The following is a 19850-nucleotide window of genomic DNA, read 5'->3' on the forward strand; positions in this document are numbered from 1 at the left end:
CATCCGTAATTTTTACGTATTTTGCTCATAATTATAAGGATTTGTTTATGAGCAATATACCAACGGTTAACCTTTAGCTACCGAAGGTTGAGTTCAACAACGTATATCCTCAATGGTGAGATTTGAAAAAAACCCAAGCGTCCAAGAATTTTTATTACATCTGGCTTGATCTGAATTAGAAAAGGCTTATTTGCCTCACCACTGAAGGATATACGAGAACGTTGTGCTCAATTTGATAATTATCAATGAAATAGACTAAAGCGGAGCAACACCGTGTAAAATTAATTGCTGGTTTTAGCCAGTTTACGAAAATGTTTAACTTTACTAAAATTATAAAATAAACTCACTACCCATGTTAAAGAACAAGATACTTGCTGTACTATCATTAATAACCTATTTCGGATTTACAATCACCTCTGTAGCGCAAGATACTCAACATAACCATACCCATAGCCACGATCACACACACCATGCTCATGAAAATGTTGCTATCGCGCATCATCACGTTGAGTCATCAGTATCCGACAACATTCCCGAGCAGGCAAAACTGGTAACTGGCCAGGGTGAATTTATATTTTCCTGGGATAAAGAATTAACGGCTGCCTTTCCAGAAGGTGCCCGGGAATTTGAAGCGGGAATGCACGGCGGTTTTAATGAAGATCCCGAAACGGGAATCGTATATACTGGAATCCCCGGATACGGCCTGTGCAGTATAAGTCCCGACCTTACCAAATGGTCAACAATAGGAACTGATTCGCGTTTAAAAGATAATATTCACGGTATCGTTTTCTTTGTACATAAGGGTGAAAAATACCTCGCCCTGGCACAAGAGGGCAAAAGAGTACTGGTTTTAACCCTGGATGGAAAAATTGTTAGTGAAATTGTGAAGCCTACAGGTACCGAATTCAAATTTGAACCCGCCAATGAGTTCTTCGCATCAAAAGACAGCAATTTTGGGGTAACAGACGTAACCTACTTGAATGGCACCTTATACGTAGCCCACGGGTATTCCAAAGGAGATTTTGTCATGACAATTAAGGAAAAAGGAGGCAAATGGAGCTGGGGAAAACTTGCATGGGGTGGAAAGGGAAACAACCCCGGACAGTTTCAAACCGCACATGGTATATACGCCCATGAAAAACATATTTTTGTAGCCAACAGAGCCGCAGGGCAGGTTGTGAAATTCACTAAAAAAGGAAAGTTTGTAGAGACTTTCAATGATATACCGGAAGGGAGTCTCGTTTGTAACCTCTCTTATAAAGCTGAGCACTATTTCCTAAATGCGCTAAGTGCTATTGGCGAACAAAAATCCGCGCCCGTATATGTACATACAGGTGATAATTTGGTATCGACTATAGTCCCCGGAGATCTGGATATACCTGTCCTGACAAATATTCATCAAGTTTGGCCACACGTTGTAAATGAAAACGGGTCCAAACAATTATACATACTCGTCCATGGTTGGAACAAAGGCAAATTCGCAGTTCTGAAAATGGAAAAATAGATCCCAGGCAAAAGGAAAAACCGGGTTTTTAAGCAGCCATATACGGCGTAATGCGCCTATAGACGGCTCCCATATGATGTGAATCCAACTCTTTGCCATAGCTGATTCCGTCTTTCTACAAATATTACAGGTACGTGAATAATCTTTACGTTCCTGAAACTTGGTGTAACCACAATTTTTGCATGCATACCCTGGTTCCCATTTGATTTGGGAGAGATATTGCTTACAATTTTCGTTGGTTTTGAACCGATCAGTAAATTCCAGCGGGTTCTATCCTTTGAATATATCCATTTTAGCTATTTATTAGGCTATAAATATGTATTTAAGTTGGTGCCTCAAAAAAATTAAATTTGCAGAATTGAGAACAATGCAAGTGATATCCGGCTATCTACCTTAATGAGAATCATAAGAGAAGGACTAGATGGGCATTTGACACTGAATCTTGAGGAATAAGCACGAAAGCTGGACGTTAATACTCCCAAAACGGCATACAACAACGAAAGATTACATTCATTCAGGAATGGCAGAATCCGCAGTCAAAAAGATTCCTGCTTCCACCCCTATCATCAGCACAGTGCAGGATGGTTCCTGTTCGGTGCTATTGTACTTTTAACACGGATTTAATTGTAAACGGCTTACTTACCCGGTAAACCGTCAGGCATCGGAAGGGAAAAGTTATGTAGATAATACTGGCGAATTACCTTCTGATGCTTATCTTTATTGCATGACGCCAACAATGGCCAGTCTATTTTGTTACATATCCCATAACACCTCCCCTGAATGAAAGTCGGATTGTTTATACCCTGTTACGTCGAGCAATTTTACCCAAAAGCAGCCATTGCTACATTGGAACTGCTAGAAAAAGCGGGCGTGGAGGTAGCCTACCCCTTGAAACAAACTTGTTGCGGACAGCCCATGGCCAACTCAGGATACGAGGTATTCGGTCAAGGTGCTTCCGACCTGTTTCGGGAAAATTTTGCTGAATTTGACTATGTGGTTTGTCCTTCTGGTAGCTGCACCCTGCATGCCAAGGAGCATATTCTTTCTAACAAGGAAGGCGAACCAAAACTATACGAATTGTGTGAATTTATGACCGACGTGCTTCAAGTTAAGGAGTTGAAGTCCCGGTTTCCTTATAAAGTGGGCCTTCACGCCAGTTGTCACGGGCTGAGAGGTCTTGGACTAGCGAGGCCTTCGGAGTTAATGGTGCCAGATTTTAACAAGCCCCTGCACCTGTTGGAAATGGTCGAAGACATTGACCTGGTCCACCTGGCCAGGAAGGATGAGTGTTGCGGGTTTGGCGGTACTTTTGCAGTTTTTGAAGAAGCGATTTCCGTACAGATGGGAAAAGACCGCATCCAGGACCATCAGGAACAGGGAGTAGCAGTGATTACCGGTGCGGATATGTCATGCCTTATGCATCTGGAAGGTCTGTTACGAAGGGACAAAAGTCCAATAAAAGTGATGCACATCGCAGAAATTCTGAATGGCCAGGAGCCCGATAAGTAAAATCAGTATACCATGAAAGCAGCCCCAACCCATGCAGCAGCAGCCGCTGAATTCCTGAAAGATTCCGAGCGAAGCCATTGGCACGACGAAACCCTGTGGCATGTCCGCAGTAAGCGGGATGTTTCAGCGCAGAAAATACCGGAGTGGGAACAGCTCCGTACCCTTGCTTCCCAGATAAAAGATCACGTGCTTTCCAATCTGGATAACTTGTTGCTTCAATTCGAAAAAAAGGCACAGGCCAACGGCATTGAAGTGCTGTGGGCTAAAGATGCTCAGGAGCACAACGAACACGTACTCCGTATCCTAGAGGAAAACCAGGTGAAGCAACTGGTAAAAAGCAAATCCATCCTGACAGAAGAGTGCGGCTTGAATCATTTCCTTGAAGACAAGGGCTATGATGTCGTTGACACCGATTTGGGGGAGCGGATCATTCAGTTCAATAAGCAAGTGCCAAGCCATATCGTCATGCCGGCTATACACCTGAAGAAAAAGGAAATCGGGGATATCTTTCACGAGCACCTGGGTACCGATGCAGGGGCTGATGATCCCAAGTACCTTACCGAGGCAGCCCGACAACACCTGAGGCAAAAATTCATCCAGGCCCATGCGGCCATTACGGGTGTGAATTTTGGAATCGCTGAGACGGGAGGTTTTGTGGTATGTACCAACGAAGGGAATGCGGATATGGGCACCCACCTTGCCGATATACATATAGCCTGTATGGGCATAGAGAAATTGATTCCCCGTGCTGCGGACCTGGGGGTGTATCTGCGGCTATTGGCCAGGAGTGCTACCGGACAAAGTATCACCAACTATACCTCGCATTTCCATCGCCCCCGGAAGGGCAAAAAAATGTACCTTATTTTGGTGGACAATGGACGAACCAAGCAGTTAGGCAGGGAGGATTTTCGAAATTCCCTCAAGTGTATACGTTGTGGTGCCTGCATGAATACCTGTCCCATTTACCGGAGAAGTAGTGGCTTTAGTTATAACTCCACTGTACCAGGGCCAATTGGTTCCATACTTTCTCCCGGAATGGATCTCAACAAACACAGCACGCTGCCTTTTGCTTCTACCCTCTGTGGCTCTTGTTCGGACGTGTGTCCGGTGAAAATTAATATACACGAACAACTTTACAAATGGCGGCAGGTCATCACCAAGGAAGGACCACCCCAGGTATCCAAAAGATGGGCCATGCGCTTTGGCGGGCAGGTAATGTCCAAACCCAGGCTGTTTGAACTGATGGGAAAAATGGCTCGAAAGTCGCTTTCCATCAGCCCCCGAGGATTTGTGTACAATAGCTTCAATGCCTGGGGCAAGCACCGCGAACTACCGGAAGTTCCCAAAGAAACTTTCAAAGACTGGTACCGAAAAAACCGTAACCATGACAAGTAAAGAAAGCATCCTGGCTGCCATACAAGCCAATAAGCCAGATCTGCTGCCCTTGCCGGAACAGCCTGAATTCCCTTACGATAATAATTTGACCGAACAATTCCGCCAAAGTCTTGCACTGAATGGAGGAGAGGCCCGGGAAGCGAAAAGTTTCAATGATGTTACCGATTACCTGGAGACGCACTTTCGAAATAGCCAAATGATCGTATCGCTTAGCGAAAAAGTTTCAGGAAATTTCGATGTCAACATGGCAGATGATCCACGCGAACTGGAGCACGTAGAGTTGGCCATCCTGGAAGGGGAATGGGGAGTAGCCGAAAATGCAGCGATCTGGTTACCAGAAGAAAAGCTACACCATAGAGCCCTGCCTTTTATCGCGCAGCATCTGATTGTGCTGCTGAAAAAGGACCGGTTACTGGGTAACATGCACGAGGTGTATACACGTATCAACGTGGAAGGTCCCGGCTATGGGGTGTTTATTGCCGGTCCTTCCAAAACCGCTGATATCGAGCAATCGCTGGTTATTGGGGCACATGGCCCTCGAAGCATGACCGTGTTTTTGATGGATTAAGCGGAAAAGGAGCCCTGAAGTGCTGCCTCGGTAGCCTCTAATTGTTCCCTGACTTCCACGATGCTTTCCCATTCCCTGCCGGCTTCTCCGTATTCGATGCCACACCAGGAGCGGTAGCCTGCTTTCAGCACAATCCGCATCATCTTTTCATAGTCCAGCGGGGACTGATTGCCTTTGTTGTCCCAGACGGTGGTTTTCACACTGACACCCTGAGCATAAGGCATCAATTCCTTTACCCCTTTGTAAGAATCATAGGAAATGGGTTGTCCTCCCTCATTAGGACTGATCTGAAAATTTCCAAAATCCGGTAGTGTACCTGCACGGGGATGATCTGCGGCTTTCATCACCCCGGAAAGCCATTTGGCATTGCTGGAAAAACCTCCATGATTCTCTATAGTAACACCGATATCCATGGTATCGGCATATTCGCAAAGCTGATGCAATCCATCCGCCACCAGGTTCATGGATTCCTTAAAGGCCTGCCGGTCGGAACTGTAGTCTACCGAAGAATAGCCATTTACTCGGATAGCGTGACAACCGAGGAACTTGGCGGCGTCTACCCATTTTTTGTGGTTTTCCACGGTGGTTGCCCGCTCGGCAGCATCTGCGGCACCTAACTGCCCTTCCCGGTCACACATGATCAATACCGAGGTTACCCCCTCTCCCTCCGCGCGGGTTTTCATTTCCCTGAGGTAATTCTGATCCTTGGCTTTATCCATAAAAAACTGGTTGACGTATTCCACTGCGTGGATGCCGTGTTTTTTTGCCAACACTGGAAAATCCAGGTGATCCATTTTATCGGAGAACAGCAATTTATTGACCGACCATTCGGCCAGGGATATCTTGTACAAGTCGGCCCTCGGTGCCATGGAAAAAGCGTGATTTCCCAGGCCCAAACCGAAAAAAGCCGAAGCGATTCCGGTCTTTTTGATAAAGTCTCTTCTGTTATGCATGTGTTTAGAGTAAAGGTTACTGCTTGTAAAATAAAGAAACTCAAGATAGAACTTTTATTTTTTAACAACAATTACTCTGTACAGGAATGGTAAGTACGTTACGGAGCCAGCCAAATGCCCTTCCACTCATCTCCCTCTTTGTAAAATCGATTTCTCAGGTGACGCAGGCCGTCCAGTTGCAGGCATTCGATAGAAAAAGGCTGAATCGCTACGACCGTAAAATAAGCATCTCCTTTTTCCTCCTCCCAAACATGAGCATCTGTTGGATTAGCTACCTCCTTTCCGGGAGTGACCATACCCTGATAGGCTTTTTGGGCTTCACCTTGCACCTTTTCCCAATGCCTTTTGCTTAGTGAATCCCGTTGATGGATTGTTGCCGTTCCCTGCACTTTTACCTGGCAGCGCTTCCGGGAATGGTAAAAAAGCAAGGTAACCGCTGGGTTGAGAATCAGTTGGTTAACTTTATGGCTACGGCTGTCAGTAAAGATGTGAAAGCAGAGGTTTTCGTCCAATTGGCGCAATACGACATAGCGGGTGTCTGGCTGTTTAGCCGAAAGGGTGGCCATGGTCACAAAGTGAAAGGGATGTTTGCTATCCCCGGCTCCCCGATGCAACTCACGCCTGACGGTGTCCCAAATTGCTGCTAATGAATCGGTTTCTTTAAAAAGCATGCTTCGAAGGATTTACTTATAAATTTTGGTGATTCGAATGGCGTTAAGGATGGCCAGTAGTGCCACGCCGACATCGGCAAAAACCGCTTCCCACATACCAGCTAAACCCAGGGCACCCAACATTAAAACCAGTAATTTAACCCCAAAGGCCAGGCCAATGTTTTGCCAAACAATGTGTCGGGTAGTCTTGCCGATGCGCACCGCTAGTGCTACCCGGGAGGGGTGGTCGGTTTGGATCACCACATCCGCAGTTTCTATGGCCAGGTCACTACCCATGGCCCCCATGGCAATACCCAGGTCTGCTACAGCGAGGGCCGGCGCATCATTAATACCATCCCCCACAAATGCGATCTTGCTCCCGGACTTGCGTTTCAGCTCTTCCAGACGGCTGCTTTTTTGATCCGGTAGTAGCCCTCCATAAGCAAAGTCGGCTCCCAGCTCCTTGCCCAGGGTCTGTACAATCTCCTGCCTGTCCCCCGACAAGATGCCCGTTTCGGAAATGCCAAGTTTCCGTAATTCGGTAAAGGCTTCCAGGGCATCTGATTTGATTTCATCTGCGAGTGCGAAATACCCACAATATTCCCCATCCACGGCGGCATATACGAGCGTTTTGCCAGGAAGGGACGTTTTTGGCAGGTCAGGGATGGTTTTGGCTTTCATTAGGGATCGGTTACCTACCAGCACCTGTTTTCCGTGAACCTGTCCCGATAATCCCTGGCCGGCATGTTCCTCCAGTCCCAATACAGAATCAGTGGGTTTTCCCAGGTGCTTCACCAATGCCAGGGCAATGGGGTGGTTGGACTTAGCCTCAAGACTGATGGCGAGCAATTTCCAATCCGGATCAGCAGTAGCCGCCGCTTCTTCCTGCTGCACCGAAAACACGCCTTTCGTCAGGGTTCCGGTTTTATCGAAAATCACGGTGTTGACTTGTGTAATCAGGTCCAGGTAGTTGGAGCCCTTGAAGAGGATGCCTTTTCTGGAAGCCGCTCCGATGCCTCCAAAATAGCCCAGGGGAATGGAAATCACCAGCGCACAGGGACAAGAAATGACCAGAAATACCAGGGCACGGTACAGCCAGTCGCTAAATTGGTAATCGCTGACAAAAAAGTAGGGAAGTACCACTAAGGCTAAGGCCAGGTAGGTAACAATGGGCGTGTATACTTTGGCGAATTTGCGGATAAACTGCTCGGTTTTCGCTTTTTTTGCCGTTGCCTGTTGGACTGTACGGATGATCTTTGAAAGGGAACTTTCCTGAAAGGAGCGAGAAACCCGAAGGGTGATCAGGTTTTGGAGATTCACCATTCCTGCCAGCACTTCGTTTCCCTTGGAAATCCGAGTAGGCATGCTTTCACCGGTAATGGCCGCAGTATTAAAGTTTCCGTAACTTTCTTGTAACACCCCATCCAGCGGCACACTTTCACCTGCCCGGATTTCGAGGGTTTCTCCGATGTTCACTTTTTCCGGCTGTACCCATTGCCGCTTACCTTCGCGGATAACCCGGGCCCGGTTTGGGCGCAAATCCAGCAAGGCCTGGACATTTCCTTTTGCTTTGCTTACAGCCTGGTGTTGCAATACTTCGCCGATGGTGTAGAACAGCATGACGGCTACTGCTTCCGGGTATTCCCCGATGGCAAAGGCACCTATGGTGGCGATACCCATTAAAAAAAACTCCGTAAACACTTCTCCCTGAAGGATCAGCTGTCCCCCCCTTTTTAAAACCGGCCATCCCACCAAAACATAAGCCAGCAGGTACAGGGGCAGCCAGGCAGTTACCGTGAAAACTTGATGGGGGAATAGGTATTCGCCTCCTACCGCCAGGAGTAGCGTGAGCAAACTTAAGATACTGCTCTTCCACAGCCCCCACCTTCGGGACCATGTGGATGCACTGGTTTCCGGAGAATCGGATGGTTGATCACAGCAGGAATCCTGGGAGGGAGAAGGAAAGCCCATGGTCTTTGTTTCGTTTCGGCCAAAGGTACAATTAAAACTCGTGCACGGAAATTGCAATTGACACGAAAAGGAAATTTAATTTTGCCTGAAAGAGGCGTTTTCTTTTTTCCCTGAAAATTTGATTTTCATGCGCTCGCAGGTACTATCGGGGTGGTTTCGGTAATAGACATAGGTTCTCAAATCGACTTTGCCCACCTTGAATCGTTTTTTGGCCCATTCAAAAAAATCGGCATCGGCAGCATATCCATCTATAAACGCTTTGCGTTTGAATACTTCTCTTTTTCCAAACAAAGTCGCAAATAGAATGCAGTCGTCTACGTGTATTAGCCGGTTTGGTTGGTGTCGGTCGGTGACAAAGTAATCCTCTTCCTTGGTAACAATGGTACGAGTAGTAGACGCAATCAGGTCATAACTGTCCATTTGTTCAAGGCAGGCTTGCAGGTGTTCGGGCATGTATTCATCGTCTGCATCCAATATGGAAAGGTACCTGCCACTGCTGAGGGAGACAGCGCGGTTGATAGCACGGGATTGCCCCTGGTTTTTCTGGCGAAGAAAGAGCAGCCGTTCTTCCTGACCTTTGCAAAGGTTAAAAAGTTGATTTTGGGGGTCCCGTGTGCTGCCATCATCCACAAGAATAACCTCGAAATCCTGATTGGTTTGCCTCCACACGGAATTGAGGGCTCGTTTTACCAGAGGAAAAGGAGTATTATAAGTAGCGATCAATATGGAAATTGACGGTGGTTGGTCCATGCCACTAAAATAAACTATCAAAGGCTAAAAAGGTTGGCTGCAGGAGAAAAAACTAACAAAAAACATAAAAAAAGCCCTGCTGTTGAGGCAGGGCTTGCTAACTATCCGATTTTCGGCATTAATTTTTAGCGAGGTAAGAGGCAACTCCCTCACGGGTAGCACTCATGGCTTCTTTGCCTTCTTCCCAATTAGCAGGGCATACTTCGCCGTATTTTTCTACGTGTCTTAAGGCATCAATCAATCGAAGCATTTCGTCGATATTTCTTCCTAAAGGCAGGTCGTTTACGGTTTCGTGTCGAATGGTTCCTTCTTTGTCAATAAGGAAAGTGGCGCGGTACGCTACAGGGAGTCCTTCATAGGTTAGTTCTCCTTCTTCGTTGTAGTTCCAATCACCGGCTAGTACGCCAAAATTATGAGCAATTGTTTTTACCGGGTCGGCAACGAGCGGATAGGTTACACCTTGAATTCCTCCCTCTTCTTTAGGAGTATTTAACCAAGCCAGGTGAGACTCTTCCGTATCACAGGAAGCGCCAACAACCGCCACACCTCTTTTTTCGAATTCTTCCAGTTTTTCCTGGAATGCCAAAATTTCAGTTGGGCAGACGAAGGTAAAATCCTTGGGGTAAAAAAAGAAAATCACATCTTTATTACCGAGGTACTGATCAAGAGAGAAGTTTTCTACGATTTCTTCTCCATCTATTACAGCAGGTGCGTTAATTAAAGGTGCTTTTTTTCCAACTAGTGACATAAAATAAATTTTAATTGTTTATAGATAATTTAACGATGGTATTTAGAAAATTATTTCGTTTTTCCTTTGATTACCAATGATACTTCTTCAACTTCAAAGCCATCAATTTGGTTCTCCTCAAAGTACTTTTTTAACATTTTTTCCAAACCGGTATTTTTATAGTCCCTTATTTTTTTGCTTTTGCTACAGTATAGGTGACTGTGGGACTCCAATACAGGATCAAATCGCATCAGGCCCAGGTCATCGGTAAATTTTTGAACCATGTTGGCATGAACGAAGCTATCAAGGGTTTTGTACACGGTTCCCTTGGATAGGCCGGGATTGGCTTCTTTTACCCGGGAAAAAACCATTTCCGCTGTAGGATGGTCCTCGGAACTGCAAAGCACCTCATAAATAACCATTCGCTGATGGGTGAATTTCAAGCCTCCGGAAGTGATCTTATTTTTTAGCGTTTGGAAATCCATTTTTAGTTGATACTCATTCCTATTTGGGAATCAGTCCGCAAAAGTAGGCATTATTTCATAAAAATCATATGGATAGTTCGTTCATTTTTTTAAATTGAAAGTTAATTCATTCAACCTGTCGGACCGAATCGCTGGGTTAGGCAGGGAAATCCCGGAAAACGATGATTTTATGATTAAAGTCTTGTTTGTTTGCTTAGGCAACATTTGCCGCTCTCCTCTGGCTGAAGCATTATTCTCCCATAAAATTTGCCATAAAGGTTATAGAGAGCAGGTGTTTGCCGATAGCTGCGGAACTTCGGATTACCATATTGGAGAGCTCCCCGATGAACGGGCAATGAACTGCGCCAGGAGGAACGGGATCGAAATGGACCATCGGGGGCGGCAATTGCACCGTACAGATTTCCGGAATTTTGATTACCTGATAGCCATGGACCAATCCAATCTGGAAAACATCATGCAGCTGTCACAAAAGGTAGGTATACCTGCCAAAAATCTGCACCTGATGCGGGAATTCCAGCTTGCTCCCGAGTTTTTGGAAGTTCCCGACCCTTATTATGGAGGCGAGGACGGGTTTCAAAAAGTCTTTGAAATCCTGGACGAGGCCCTGGACGGATTCATAGGCGAACTGGAAAAAAATCACCGATTGAATGGAATCTCTTGAGGGACTTTTTGCCCATGCCATGCTGCTGGCTTTTGGGGAGTCCTGTACCGTGCAGCAATACCAGCTGGTGGCGGCTGGCACCCGAAATCAGGCCATTTTCCTTCAAACAGACCAGGGGGCTTACTTTTTAAAAACGAACCATGAAACCACTACGGATATTTTTAAACGCGAACGTGAAGGCCTGGACTGGATCAGGACAAACTGTAGCCTTTATGTTCCCCAAACCCTCGCGCAAGGAAGTTACGAGGACCGACATTTTTTATTGATGGACTGGATTCCCAGTACACCTAAAAAGGGAGATTATTCAGAAAGGCTGGGAGAAGGACTGGCCGAGTTACATATGTGCACGGCAAAGGCCTTTGGACTGGATCGAAACAATTACATCGCTATTTTGCCCCAAAGTAATGACTGGAAAGACCGTTGGTTTGATTTTTTTGTGGAAAAAAGGCTGGAGCCCCAATTGCAGCTGGCCTATTACAATCAACTGGTTGGCGAGAAATTTTTAGATCGTTTTCGAAGCATTTATCCTTTTTTAGAAGATTTTTTTCCAGTGGAAAAACCTGCGCTGTTACACGGTGACCTTTGGTCGGGAAACGTTCTTCCGGATGCAGTTGGGTCACCGGCTCTGATCGATCCTGCTGTTTATTTTGGGCACCGTGAAGTGGACCTGGCCTTTTCACGCTTATTTGGAGGGTTTGATTCCCGTTTCTACGAAGCGTATCATAATGTTTTTCCACTGGAACCAGGTTTTGAAGAACGGGTAGCTGTATATAACCTATATCCGCTATTGGTACACCTCAATTTGTTTGGAAAAGCCTATTTGTCCGGGATCCAGCAAACGCTGAAGCGGTTTTTGGATTAATAGGTCTTCGGTATGAAATTAATCTTCTTCCTGTTCGTATACCCACTGAATAAGTTCGGGGCTTTTTTGTTCCAGGTGGCATGTTTCCGTTACCTGCCGGTAATGCTTGATTTCGGCATCGGTGGGATTTTTCACCGTAATCATTTTGAGATGAGTTTTGATCTGGACGTGGAAAACATCCCGGAAGGGTCGGGCAAGTTGCTCCTCAGTGGAGGGCATGTCTTGTATCACCAGGCGCAGGTGGGCGGCAGAGGCCTGTATTAGTTGAATGCGCCAGTTGGCTTTTTTGGCCACCTCGTAAATAAATTCAAAGTGGAACCCGCCCACCATCGAAAGGTCCCGGATTCGCAGATCGATGAGCGTCAGGTGATCTTTGAAAATGGTGATCGGGATTCGGGGTGCCTGACCAAAGGAACCGATAATCGTCCCTGCCGCATCTGGATTGACAAAGGACTTGACATAGAGCGGAATGTTATGTTTTGCCAGGGGTTTAATGGTTTTGGGGTGAATTACCTTTGCCCCGTAATAGGTCATTTCTGCCGCTTCTTCAAAATCAAGGTATTCAAATTTGACTGCATCTGGAAATAGATCCGGATCGCCGTTGAGTATACCGGCTACATCTTTCCAGATGGTAACGGAAGCAGCACCCAGGCTGACCCCAAGGATGGCAGCCGTGAAGTCCGAACCTTCCCTTCCAAGGGTGGTGGTGTTGCCAAGTAAATCCGTACCGATGAAGCCCTGGGTGACCACTGGAAATTTTTCCAGTTTGGGAATAAGTGTCCTCCGGCAATGCTGCATCGTCAGCGCCCAGTCTACCCGGGCCATTTTGGTAGTAGAGTCTGTCCGCACCAATTCCCGCGCATCCTGCCAAAGGCAGGGAGAACCGGTTTCACACAGGTACTCCTGAAGGATGCGGGTGGAGATAAGCTCCCCATAGCCAATAACCTGATCATAGAAAAAACCTTCCTCTTCTTTCAGTGTATCGTTTTCCAGAAGTCGTCGCAGCTGCGCAAACTGATTATCTACTCTGGAAAATATGGCATGATCCGTTGAAAAAAGACCCCGGCAGAGGTCTTCATGGTAGTCCAATAACTCGATTAACTCGGTGTCGAAGCGCTTTCCCTGAAAGGAAAGTGCGATTAGCTGTTCCAGTCGGTCGGTGGTTTTGCCGGCTGCGGAGACCACCAGGACCATGCTTGCAGTCCATCGTTTTTTTACCAGTTGGGCGATATTTTTAATGGCAGCAGCGTCTTTTATAGAGGCACCGCCAAACTTGTAGACCAGGGGTTGTATCATGAAAAATCGAAAAGAAAGGCCAATGAATTGAAGATAATGAATTATCTTCAAAGGTATGAAGACACAGCCTTACAAACAAGATACCGGTAACCTGGCCTATAAAGTTGGAGTAACCCTGGACCGGTTTATAAAAAGCAAACAGGCAGATTTTCCATTTGCTACCGGTGAATTGTCCCAGATATTGCGGGATATCGCACTGGCTTCCAAAATTGTATCCAGAGAGATCAGCCGTGCAGGGCTATCAGATGTCACCGGTGCCTTCGGCCAAACCAATGTACAGGGAGAGGAACAGCAGAAGCTGGATGTGATAGCTAATGTTCGCTTCACGCGCGCATTGACGAAAGGTGGGGAGGTCTGTGCTGTGGTATCTGAAGAAGAAGACCTGGTCATCGACCTTCAAAATAGCAAGGGTAAGTACGTAGTGGCCATCGACCCCCTGGATGGGTCCTCCAACATAGATGTGAATGTCTCAATTGGCACCATCTTTTCGATTTACCGCAGAAAAACAGCGCCTGGTTCGCCCATTAAGGAGGAGGATGTGTTGCAGAAGGGTTCCGAACAGGTGGCAGCCGGGTACGTCCTATATGGATCTTCCACCATGCTTGTCTATTCCACTGGTAACGGGGCCAATGGTTTTACCTACGAAAGGTCCCTGGGTGAATTTTTCCTTTCGCATCCCAATATGAGCATGCCTGAGGACGGGGCCATTTATACCATTAATGAGGGCTTGACTCCACACATCAACCCCAATATCTTATCGTACCTGGAGGCCTGCAAAAGAGGGGGAGCTTCCGCCAGGTACATAGGCAGTTTGGTTGCGGACTTTCATAGAAACCTGCTCAAGGGTGGAATCTACCTATACCCGGCCACTTCTCAGGCTCCCAATGGTAAAATCAGGTTGATGTACGAGGCCAATGCCCTGGCATTTATCGCGGAGCAGGTAGGTGGAGCAGCCTCTGATGGGGAACAACGGATCCTGGATATTGTACCTGGCAGTTTACATCAGCGAACGCCTGTTTACATCGGATCAAAAAATATGGTAAAGGGTCTGGAGAAAAGTTTGAAAAGTTAACGGTATTTGTTTCGGTAATGGACTTTTATTAGTTGCCGGTCAACAATAGCCAGCGAAAGGCGGCGAGTCATTTCTTCCGGAGGACATTCGGATAGAATGCTTCGGAGCTTTTGTTCATCCAGATCAAGCCGGTAACATAGCTGTAATAATTTGTCTAATTGTCCGTTTAGCAAACGGCTGACGGTAGGTGCTATGGCGGCAGCCAGACTTTCCCTGTCCCTTGCTTCAGGAATAGCCGGGAGCTGCAGCAATTTTTGTAAATCAGCAGCTCCCGATTGTATGCTCTCAGGCCCGGATGCTTCGGGATCGATCATTCTTCCCCTTTATCAGTATCTTCATCTTTCTCCTCTTTGGAGTTTTTGGATGCTGTTTCCGGCTTTTCCTCAAGGACTTCCGGACATTCTTTACGGATGATATGGTACCAGCTTATGAGCTTTTTGACGTCGGATGCATAAACGCGGTCTTCGTCAAATTCTGGCAAAATATGTTTCATGAAGGCTTGGTATTCTTCTTTCTCAGCACCTTCCAATCCGGTATCGCCTTTAAATTCCTTTTCGATTTTGATCATCACCTCTTTAAGGGGCGAGGCCCCCTCTTCGGTTAGCGTGTAGATGGAAATTTCACTGAGTAGGGAAACGCGCTGAGCTGCACCTACGACTAATTTCCCTTTTTTGTCATCCAGGGACTCCAGGATAACGCCGCTGCGACTGGGTTTGAGTATTTTATAAAGGCCGGGTTTTCCGGAAACGGTGGCGATGTCTTTAAATTCCATGATAGCTAGTTTGTTTTCAGGCTGCAAATATACGGTTTCGTCAGGATTGGCCAAGGAACTCAGTTGGCGCCGTACCATTCGGTAACGTTTTCTTCAATGAATTGGATCAGTTCGTCCCTTCCCTGGTGATTAATAGCAGAAGTGACGAAAAATTCGGGAGCTTCTACAAATAGCCTTTCCATTTCATCCAGAAAACGGTGTACATTCTCAGAAGTTTTGGAATGGGACTGTTTGTCGGCTTTGGTAAATAGAAGCGCCACGGGCATTTCGAGCTGTCCGCACCACTGGATAAAATCCAGGTCGATTTTCTGAGGAGGAAGCCGGCTGTCGATCAGTACAAATACAGCTGTCAGGTTTTCCCTTCCCGTGAGGTAGTCGCGAATCATTTTGTCCCAGTCAGCTTTCAGTTTTTTGTTTACTTTGGCAAAACCGTAGCCGGGAAGGTCTACCATATACCAGCGGTCATTGATCACAAAATGATTGATTAGCTGCGTCTTACCCGGTCTTCCGGAAATTTTAGCCAGGTGCTTGTGATTGGTGAGCATGTTGATCAGGGAGCTTTTACCGACATTTGACCGACCGATAAAGGCAAACTCCGGTTTGGTGGGGGGCGGACATTTTTTATGATCCGTATTACTGATTAAAAAGCGTGCATTTTTCAACATGGCCCTTTTTTTCACAAAGGTAACCAATTTCCATCATGGCCTCCAAACCAATATTTCATTAACAATTTTCCAATGCTCAGGTTTACTTAGTAATATTGTATCGAAATTAGAAGCCATGTCCGTAGTTCCCTACAAAGATAAAAAAGAAGGCAAAAAGCAACAGGTTGCCAGCATGTTTGATAATATCAGCAAGAAATACGACCTGCTGAACCACCTTCTGAGTTTAGGTATTGACATTATCTGGCGCAAGAAAGCCATTAAGATGCTTCAAAAGGACCAGCCGAAACTTATTTTGGATATTGCCACCGGTACCGGGGATTTTGCCATTGAAGCCCTTGCGCTTAAACCAGAAAAAGTGATTGGCGTAGATATTTCAGAAGGCATGCTTCAGGAAGGCCGGAAGAAAATGAAGCAAAAAAAACTGGAACACCTGATTGAATTGCAATTGGGAGATTCGGAAAAGTTGCTCTTTCAGGAAAATAAGTTTGATGCAGTCATCGTTTCTTTTGGTGTCAGGAACTTTGAAAATTTGGAAAAAGGATTGGCAGATATGTACCGGGTGTTGAAACCCGGAGGTAAAACCGTCATTCTTGAATTTTCCAAACCAAAAAAATTCCCGATGAAACAGGGTTATTCCTTTTATTTTAAATATATTTTACCTCAGATTGGTAGAATGATATCAAAAGACCATTCGGCTTACACCTATTTACCAGAGTCGGTAAAGGCATTTCCGGATGGAAGGGATTTTCTCGGCATCCTTGAAAAAGTAGGCTTCAAACAAACGCAATGCAAAACCCTCACCTTCGGCATCAGCTCAATTTATACCGGTATAAAATAGCCCTGATTGTTATTTTATCACTTGGACTGGCCTTTACAACAGCGGCTCAGGAAAGAAATTTAATTTTTAATAATTCGGGTAGCGACGACCAGTCGCTTTCCTATGGGTTTTTTCTAGCCGCCCATAACAGCAGCCTGCGTATTAAGTATTCTGATAATTTTGTTGACCCCGATTACACGAACCTGCATAATGTAAGGGCTATTATGCCGGTTTTTTCTCCGGGATTTGCCTTAGGCTTTTTGGTAACGGGTCGCCTGCACGATCAGGTTAACCTGCTTTTTACCCCCAAAGTGGGTTTCTATGAATACCGGACGGAGGTGCAGCTCTTCACTGATGATGCCGATAGCCCCAATGGGACCGGTATCAGCACCGTCCCTTTACTCACCGAAGAAACACTGGTAGAATTTCCACTTTTGGTGAAGTACAAATCAGAGCGGTTTAATAATACCCGGATGTATTTCATTGGAGGCGTAAACGGGCAAATCCGTACCAAAAATCAGGAAGAAGCCAATGAGGATCCGGTAGTGCTTAAGGGAAAAGACCTGGCTGTAGAGTTGGGGCTGGGGTTTGATCTGTATTTCCAATACTTTAAATTTTCTCCGGAAATTCGTTTTTCACATGGGCTGATGAACCTTTACCAGCCCGGCCATTCGGACGAAAGAATAGTTGGAGCGATACAGGACATTCGCCGAAAATCCATTACACTTTACCTTAATTTTCAGTAGCAGCTGGTGCATTCGCTGCGGTTTGGTTTTTGATCCAGGCGGAAAAATTTTATATTTCCTTATGGAAAAGAAAATCGCATTTATCACCGGAGCTACTTCCGGGATAGGAAAAGCCTGCGCACGTTACCTGGCGGAAGAAGGTTTTGCTATCATTGGTTGTGGCCGGAGAAAAGAGAGGCTGGAAGCCCTCCAAAAGGAACTACCTAAAGGAACTCCGTATCATTTTCTGGTATTTGACGTCAGGGATAAAGATGCCGTATACGCTGCTATAGATTCCTTGCCTGCGGAATGGCAATCCATAAACGTACTCATCAATAATGCCGGCAATGCTCATGGACTGGATCCCATTCAAGACGGCAGCGTGGAGGATTGGGATGCCATGATGGATATCAATGTAAAAGGACTGCTTTACGTTTCCAAAAAGATCATTCCAGGCATGGTGGAGCGAAAAGCGGGTCAAATCATCAATATAGGCTCTACTGCGGGCAAGGAGGTGTACCCTAAAGGAAACGTATACTGTGGCTCAAAACACGCAGTAGACGCGATTACCAAGGGTATGCGCCTGGACCTGAATCCTTATGGTATCAAAGTCATGGCGATCAATCCCGGTTTGGTGGACACTGAATTCTCGCTGGTACGGTTCAAAGGCGATGATGAAAGAGCAGCCGGGGTATACAAGGGCTTCGAACCCCTGAAAGCGGAGGACGTAGCCGACCTGGTCCGCTATGCTGTCACCCGCCCACCTCATGTGGTGCTGGCTGACGTAATCATTTTGCCCACAGCCCAGGCGAGTACAACGCTGCTGCATAAAGAGGAATCATGAACCATAGTTTGTGGATACTGCTGTTACTGGCCATGGCCTGTGATCCCGGGTCTGAAGAAAGGAGCCGGGACAATCCGGGAAATGAATCTATGGAACTTGCAGCTACTAAGGACTCTCTTTCCGCAGAAGCGAAAGTGGAGGAACCCCAGCGGCATGAGGAAATAGGAGAGCTGGAGCGGCGATTGATTGCAGCGGGTTTGGTAGATATACAAGAAGTCATTCCTGAAGTGCGGGTGGAGCTGAAGTACGCTACAACCGATAATTTTTTTGGTAAAAATGTATACGGGTCCTTATCCCGCTGCTACATGCAGCCTGAAGTGGCGGAGATGCTGGAAGAAGCCTATCAGGAACTGTCTGTTCGGTATCCGGAATTAACTTTTTTGATCTACGATGCTGTACGACCCCAATCGGTGCAACAGATACTCTGGGATGAACTGGACAAACCGGACAGCCTCAAACCCCTTTATGTGGCCGATCCCATGAAAGGAAGCCTTCACAACTTCGGCGTGGCGATAGACCTGACCCTTGCTTCGAAAGAAACGGGTGATCCATTGGATATGGGTACAGGCTACGATTATTTTGGCTATCCTGCCTATCCTGACCGGGAAGATCAGATGTTGCAGGAGGGAAGGATCAGTGAGGAACAGGTAGCCAATCGAAAAATACTGAGAGAGGTCATGAAAAAGGCTGGCTTTACAGGCATTGGTTCCGAATGGTGGCATTTTAATGCCTATAGCCGTAAAGTTGCCGGGGAGAAATTCGACATTGTGAAATAATAATTGTATAATCGTCCTTTATTTTAACCTATCTAATATATGCTTTCGATGAACAATAAACTCAAAACCCTGGGCCTGCTGGCTTTTGGTTTGGCCCTTATCCTTTTTCCTGCCCTAAGTCAAGCTCAGCAATTCCGTGCGCTTGTCATCAGCAAAACCTCCGGGTTCCGTCACCAGTCCATCCCGGAAGGGGTAGTAGCCCTAAAAAAATTAGGTGAAAAGCACCGTTTTCAGGTCTATGCCAGCGAGGATGCAGGTCTTATCAATGATGAAAACCTGGAACGATACGATGTAATTATTCTAATGAGTACCACTGGTACGATTTTCAATGCAGAACAGAAAGCTGCTTTTGAACGATTTGTGCAAAGTGGAAAGGGAGTTGTTGGCGTTCACAGCGCTACCGATACCGAATACGATTGGCCCTGGTACACCAAACTTATCGGAGGACAATTTAATCACCATCCTCAGCAACAAACTGCCAGAATGGAGGTAGTAAATCGGGATCATCCCGCTACTTATCACCTGAATGATAAATGGCTTCGAACCGATGAGTGGTACGAATTTAAAAATTTCAATGAAGATGTAAACATCCTAGTGCAACTGGACGAAACCTCCTATGAAGTAGGCGAACGCGGCGGCCAAAAAATGGGTATGGGAGCGGTTCATCCGATTTCCTGGTACCACGAATACGACGGGGGTCGGTTGTTTTATACCGGGTTGGGTCACGTGGAAGAGGCCTTTCAGGATGCAGACTTCCTGGATCATTTATACGGGGGCATTTGGTATGCTGCCCTGGGAAGACCGTTTTAATTAGTAAAGAAGTTAATCTTTTTGAAACTCCTAACTAT

The 19850-nt window shown here is 46.3% G+C and carries 22 protein-coding genes and 1 pseudogene; 12 read left to right on the forward strand and 11 right to left on the reverse strand.

The window, feature by feature from the left end:
* The first annotated feature begins 352 nt into the window (after nt 1-352).
* Nucleotides 353-1504: an NHL repeat-containing protein gene (locus GKS34_RS22485; protein ID WP_163387287.1), complete on the forward strand. Its 1152-nt coding sequence runs from the start codon at nt 353-355 to the stop codon at nt 1502-1504.
* 78 nt (nt 1505-1582) lie between these two features.
* Here the strand turns inward: GKS34_RS22485 and GKS34_RS23540 are convergent.
* Nucleotides 1583-1768, reverse strand: a pseudogene (locus GKS34_RS23540) (IS1595 family transposase); the annotation flags it as partial.
* Nucleotides 1769-2284: 516 nt separating this feature from the next.
* Here GKS34_RS23540 and GKS34_RS22495 point away from each other — a divergent pair.
* The 3 genes from GKS34_RS22495 to GKS34_RS22505 are packed head-to-tail and all read left to right on the forward strand — an operon-like array spanning nt 2285 to nt 4976.
* Nucleotides 2285-3013, forward strand: a complete 729-nt coding sequence (locus GKS34_RS22495) for a (Fe-S)-binding protein (protein ID WP_163387289.1) — start codon at nt 2285-2287, stop codon at nt 3011-3013.
* 12 nt (nt 3014-3025) lie between these two features.
* Nucleotides 3026-4408, forward strand: coding sequence for a lactate utilization protein B (locus GKS34_RS22500; RefSeq protein WP_163387291.1), 1383 nt, complete (start codon nt 3026-3028; stop codon nt 4406-4408).
* Entirely contained in the window at nt 4398-4976 is a 579-nt protein-coding gene (locus tag GKS34_RS22505) for a LutC/YkgG family protein (protein ID WP_163387293.1), read from the forward strand. The genes GKS34_RS22500 and GKS34_RS22505 overlap by 11 nt, the downstream gene beginning before the upstream one ends.
* On the opposite strand, the gene GKS34_RS22510 is transcribed toward GKS34_RS22505, so the two are convergent.
* From GKS34_RS22510 to GKS34_RS22535, 6 genes are all read right to left on the reverse strand, one after another.
* Nucleotides 4973-5929, reverse strand: a complete 957-nt coding sequence (locus GKS34_RS22510) for a sugar phosphate isomerase/epimerase family protein (RefSeq protein WP_163387295.1) — start codon at nt 5927-5929, stop codon at nt 4973-4975. The two genes, GKS34_RS22505 and GKS34_RS22510, sit on opposite strands and share 4 nt — an antisense overlap.
* 98 nt (nt 5930-6027) lie before the next feature.
* The gene (locus GKS34_RS22515; RefSeq protein WP_163387296.1) at nt 6028-6600 is read right to left on the reverse strand and encodes a pyridoxamine 5'-phosphate oxidase family protein; all 573 of its coding nucleotides are present in this window, start codon (nt 6598-6600) and stop codon (nt 6028-6030) included.
* A gap of 12 nt (nt 6601-6612) precedes the next feature.
* The gene (locus tag GKS34_RS22520; RefSeq protein ID WP_163387298.1) at nt 6613-8550 is read right to left on the reverse strand and encodes a heavy metal translocating P-type ATPase; all 1938 of its coding nucleotides are present in this window, start codon (nt 8548-8550) and stop codon (nt 6613-6615) included.
* 75 nt (nt 8551-8625) lie between these two features.
* Nucleotides 8626-9300, reverse strand: coding sequence for a glycosyltransferase family 2 protein (locus tag GKS34_RS22525; protein WP_163387300.1), 675 nt, complete (start codon nt 9298-9300; stop codon nt 8626-8628).
* Nucleotides 9301-9418: 118 nt separating this feature from the next.
* On the reverse strand, nt 9419-10048 hold the full coding sequence (locus GKS34_RS22530) for a peroxiredoxin (protein WP_163387302.1): 630 nt from the start codon (nt 10046-10048) through the stop codon (nt 9419-9421).
* 50 nt (nt 10049-10098) lie between these two features.
* Entirely contained in the window at nt 10099-10512 is a 414-nt protein-coding gene (locus GKS34_RS22535; RefSeq protein WP_163387304.1) for a Fur family transcriptional regulator, read from the reverse strand.
* Between the two features lie 94 nt (nt 10513-10606).
* Between GKS34_RS22535 and GKS34_RS22540 the strand changes: the two genes are divergently transcribed.
* Nucleotides 10607-11173, forward strand: coding sequence for a low molecular weight protein-tyrosine-phosphatase (locus GKS34_RS22540; protein ID WP_317168003.1), 567 nt, complete (start codon nt 10607-10609; stop codon nt 11171-11173).
* A complete protein-coding gene (locus tag GKS34_RS22545; protein ID WP_163387306.1) occupies nt 11160-12035 on the forward strand; it encodes a fructosamine kinase family protein in 876 nt (291 codons plus the stop codon). The genes GKS34_RS22540 and GKS34_RS22545 overlap by 14 nt, the downstream gene beginning before the upstream one ends.
* Nucleotides 12036-12053: 18 nt before the next feature.
* On the opposite strand, the gene GKS34_RS22550 is transcribed toward GKS34_RS22545, so the two are convergent.
* The gene (locus GKS34_RS22550) at nt 12054-13331 is read right to left on the reverse strand and encodes an aspartate kinase (protein ID WP_163387308.1); all 1278 of its coding nucleotides are present in this window, start codon (nt 13329-13331) and stop codon (nt 12054-12056) included.
* Nucleotides 13332-13386: 55 nt separating this feature from the next.
* Between GKS34_RS22550 and fbp the strand changes: the two genes are divergently transcribed.
* Entirely contained in the window at nt 13387-14403 is a 1017-nt protein-coding gene (fbp, locus tag GKS34_RS22555) for a class 1 fructose-bisphosphatase (RefSeq protein ID WP_163387309.1), read from the forward strand.
* On the opposite strand, the gene GKS34_RS22560 is transcribed toward fbp, so the two are convergent.
* The 3 genes from GKS34_RS22560 to yihA are packed head-to-tail and all read right to left on the reverse strand — an operon-like array spanning nt 14400 to nt 15840.
* Complete coding sequence (locus GKS34_RS22560) at nt 14400-14717, reverse strand: hypothetical protein (RefSeq protein WP_163387311.1); 318 nt, start codon at nt 14715-14717, stop codon at nt 14400-14402. The two genes, fbp and GKS34_RS22560, sit on opposite strands and share 4 nt — an antisense overlap.
* Nucleotides 14714-15175 carry a DUF5606 family protein gene (locus GKS34_RS22565; RefSeq protein ID WP_163387377.1) on the reverse strand — a complete coding sequence of 154 codons (462 nt, stop codon included), beginning with the start codon at nt 15173-15175 and terminating at the stop codon, nt 14714-14716. The genes GKS34_RS22560 and GKS34_RS22565 overlap by 4 nt, the downstream gene beginning before the upstream one ends.
* A gap of 59 nt (nt 15176-15234) precedes the next feature.
* A complete protein-coding gene (yihA, locus tag GKS34_RS22570; RefSeq protein WP_163387313.1) occupies nt 15235-15840 on the reverse strand; it encodes a ribosome biogenesis GTP-binding protein YihA/YsxC in 606 nt (201 codons plus the stop codon).
* A 115-nt stretch (nt 15841-15955) separates the two neighbouring features.
* Between yihA and ubiE the strand changes: the two genes are divergently transcribed.
* From ubiE to GKS34_RS22595, 5 genes are all read left to right on the forward strand, one after another.
* On the forward strand, nt 15956-16678 hold the full coding sequence (gene ubiE, locus GKS34_RS22575; protein ID WP_163387314.1) for a bifunctional demethylmenaquinone methyltransferase/2-methoxy-6-polyprenyl-1,4-benzoquinol methylase UbiE: 723 nt from the start codon (nt 15956-15958) through the stop codon (nt 16676-16678).
* Nucleotides 16627-17403, forward strand: a complete 777-nt coding sequence (gene porT / locus GKS34_RS22580; RefSeq protein ID WP_163387316.1) for a type IX secretion/gliding motility protein PorT/SprT — start codon at nt 16627-16629, stop codon at nt 17401-17403. The genes ubiE and porT overlap by 52 nt, the downstream gene beginning before the upstream one ends.
* Before the next feature lie 61 nt (nt 17404-17464).
* Nucleotides 17465-18226 (forward strand): SDR family NAD(P)-dependent oxidoreductase, encoded by a 762-nt coding sequence (locus tag GKS34_RS22585; protein ID WP_163387318.1) that lies wholly within the window; start codon nt 17465-17467, stop codon nt 18224-18226.
* The gene (locus GKS34_RS22590; RefSeq protein WP_163387320.1) at nt 18223-19002 is read left to right on the forward strand and encodes a M15 family metallopeptidase; all 780 of its coding nucleotides are present in this window, start codon (nt 18223-18225) and stop codon (nt 19000-19002) included. The genes GKS34_RS22585 and GKS34_RS22590 overlap by 4 nt, the downstream gene beginning before the upstream one ends.
* A gap of 39 nt (nt 19003-19041) precedes the next feature.
* Entirely contained in the window at nt 19042-19812 is a 771-nt protein-coding gene (locus GKS34_RS22595) for a ThuA domain-containing protein (protein ID WP_163387322.1), read from the forward strand.
* Nucleotides 19813-19850: the final 38 nt, after the last annotated feature.

Origin of the sequence: Cyclobacterium jeungdonense, from assembly GCF_010994275.1 — a bacterium.
GTDB lineage: Bacteria > Bacteroidota > Bacteroidia > Cytophagales > Cyclobacteriaceae > Cyclobacterium > Cyclobacterium jeungdonense.

What these genes read in the sequence shown, in the direction of transcription:
- GKS34_RS22585 (WP_163387318.1), top strand. Translation starts at nt 17,465, where the DNA reads ATGGAAAAGAAAATCGCATTTATCACCGGAGCTACTTCCGGGATAGGA.
- GKS34_RS22520 (WP_163387298.1), bottom strand. Translation starts at nt 8,550, where the DNA reads ATGGGCTTTCCTTCTCCCTCCCAGGATTCCTGCTGTGATCAACCATCC.
- yihA (WP_163387313.1), bottom strand. Translation starts at nt 15,840, where the DNA reads ATGTTGAAAAATGCACGCTTTTTAATCAGTAATACGGATCATAAAAAA.
- GKS34_RS22510 (WP_163387295.1), bottom strand. Translation starts at nt 5,929, where the DNA reads ATGCATAACAGAAGAGACTTTATCAAAAAGACCGGAATCGCTTCGGCT.
- GKS34_RS22560 (WP_163387311.1), bottom strand. Translation starts at nt 14,717, where the DNA reads ATGATCGATCCCGAAGCATCCGGGCCTGAGAGCATACAATCGGGAGCT.
- GKS34_RS22595 (WP_163387322.1), top strand. Translation starts at nt 19,042, where the DNA reads ATGCTTTCGATGAACAATAAACTCAAAACCCTGGGCCTGCTGGCTTTT.
- ubiE (WP_163387314.1), top strand. Translation starts at nt 15,956, where the DNA reads ATGTCCGTAGTTCCCTACAAAGATAAAAAAGAAGGCAAAAAGCAACAG.
- GKS34_RS22590 (WP_163387320.1), top strand. Translation starts at nt 18,223, where the DNA reads ATGAACCATAGTTTGTGGATACTGCTGTTACTGGCCATGGCCTGTGAT.
- GKS34_RS22550 (WP_163387308.1), bottom strand. Translation starts at nt 13,331, where the DNA reads ATGATACAACCCCTGGTCTACAAGTTTGGCGGTGCCTCTATAAAAGAC.
- GKS34_RS22535 (WP_163387304.1), bottom strand. Translation starts at nt 10,512, where the DNA reads ATGGATTTCCAAACGCTAAAAAATAAGATCACTTCCGGAGGCTTGAAA.
- fbp (WP_163387309.1), top strand. Translation starts at nt 13,387, where the DNA reads ATGAAGACACAGCCTTACAAACAAGATACCGGTAACCTGGCCTATAAA.
- GKS34_RS22565 (WP_163387377.1), bottom strand. Translation starts at nt 15,175, where the DNA reads ATGGAATTTAAAGACATCGCCACCGTTTCCGGAAAACCCGGCCTTTAT.
- GKS34_RS22545 (WP_163387306.1), top strand. Translation starts at nt 11,160, where the DNA reads ATGGAATCTCTTGAGGGACTTTTTGCCCATGCCATGCTGCTGGCTTTT.
- GKS34_RS22500 (WP_163387291.1), top strand. Translation starts at nt 3,026, where the DNA reads ATGAAAGCAGCCCCAACCCATGCAGCAGCAGCCGCTGAATTCCTGAAA.
- GKS34_RS22515 (WP_163387296.1), bottom strand. Translation starts at nt 6,600, where the DNA reads ATGCTTTTTAAAGAAACCGATTCATTAGCAGCAATTTGGGACACCGTC.
- GKS34_RS22505 (WP_163387293.1), top strand. Translation starts at nt 4,398, where the DNA reads ATGACAAGTAAAGAAAGCATCCTGGCTGCCATACAAGCCAATAAGCCA.
- GKS34_RS22530 (WP_163387302.1), bottom strand. Translation starts at nt 10,048, where the DNA reads ATGTCACTAGTTGGAAAAAAAGCACCTTTAATTAACGCACCTGCTGTA.
- GKS34_RS22525 (WP_163387300.1), bottom strand. Translation starts at nt 9,300, where the DNA reads ATGGACCAACCACCGTCAATTTCCATATTGATCGCTACTTATAATACT.
- GKS34_RS22485 (WP_163387287.1), top strand. Translation starts at nt 353, where the DNA reads ATGTTAAAGAACAAGATACTTGCTGTACTATCATTAATAACCTATTTC.
- GKS34_RS22495 (WP_163387289.1), top strand. Translation starts at nt 2,285, where the DNA reads ATGAAAGTCGGATTGTTTATACCCTGTTACGTCGAGCAATTTTACCCA.
- porT (WP_163387316.1), top strand. Translation starts at nt 16,627, where the DNA reads ATGCAAAACCCTCACCTTCGGCATCAGCTCAATTTATACCGGTATAAA.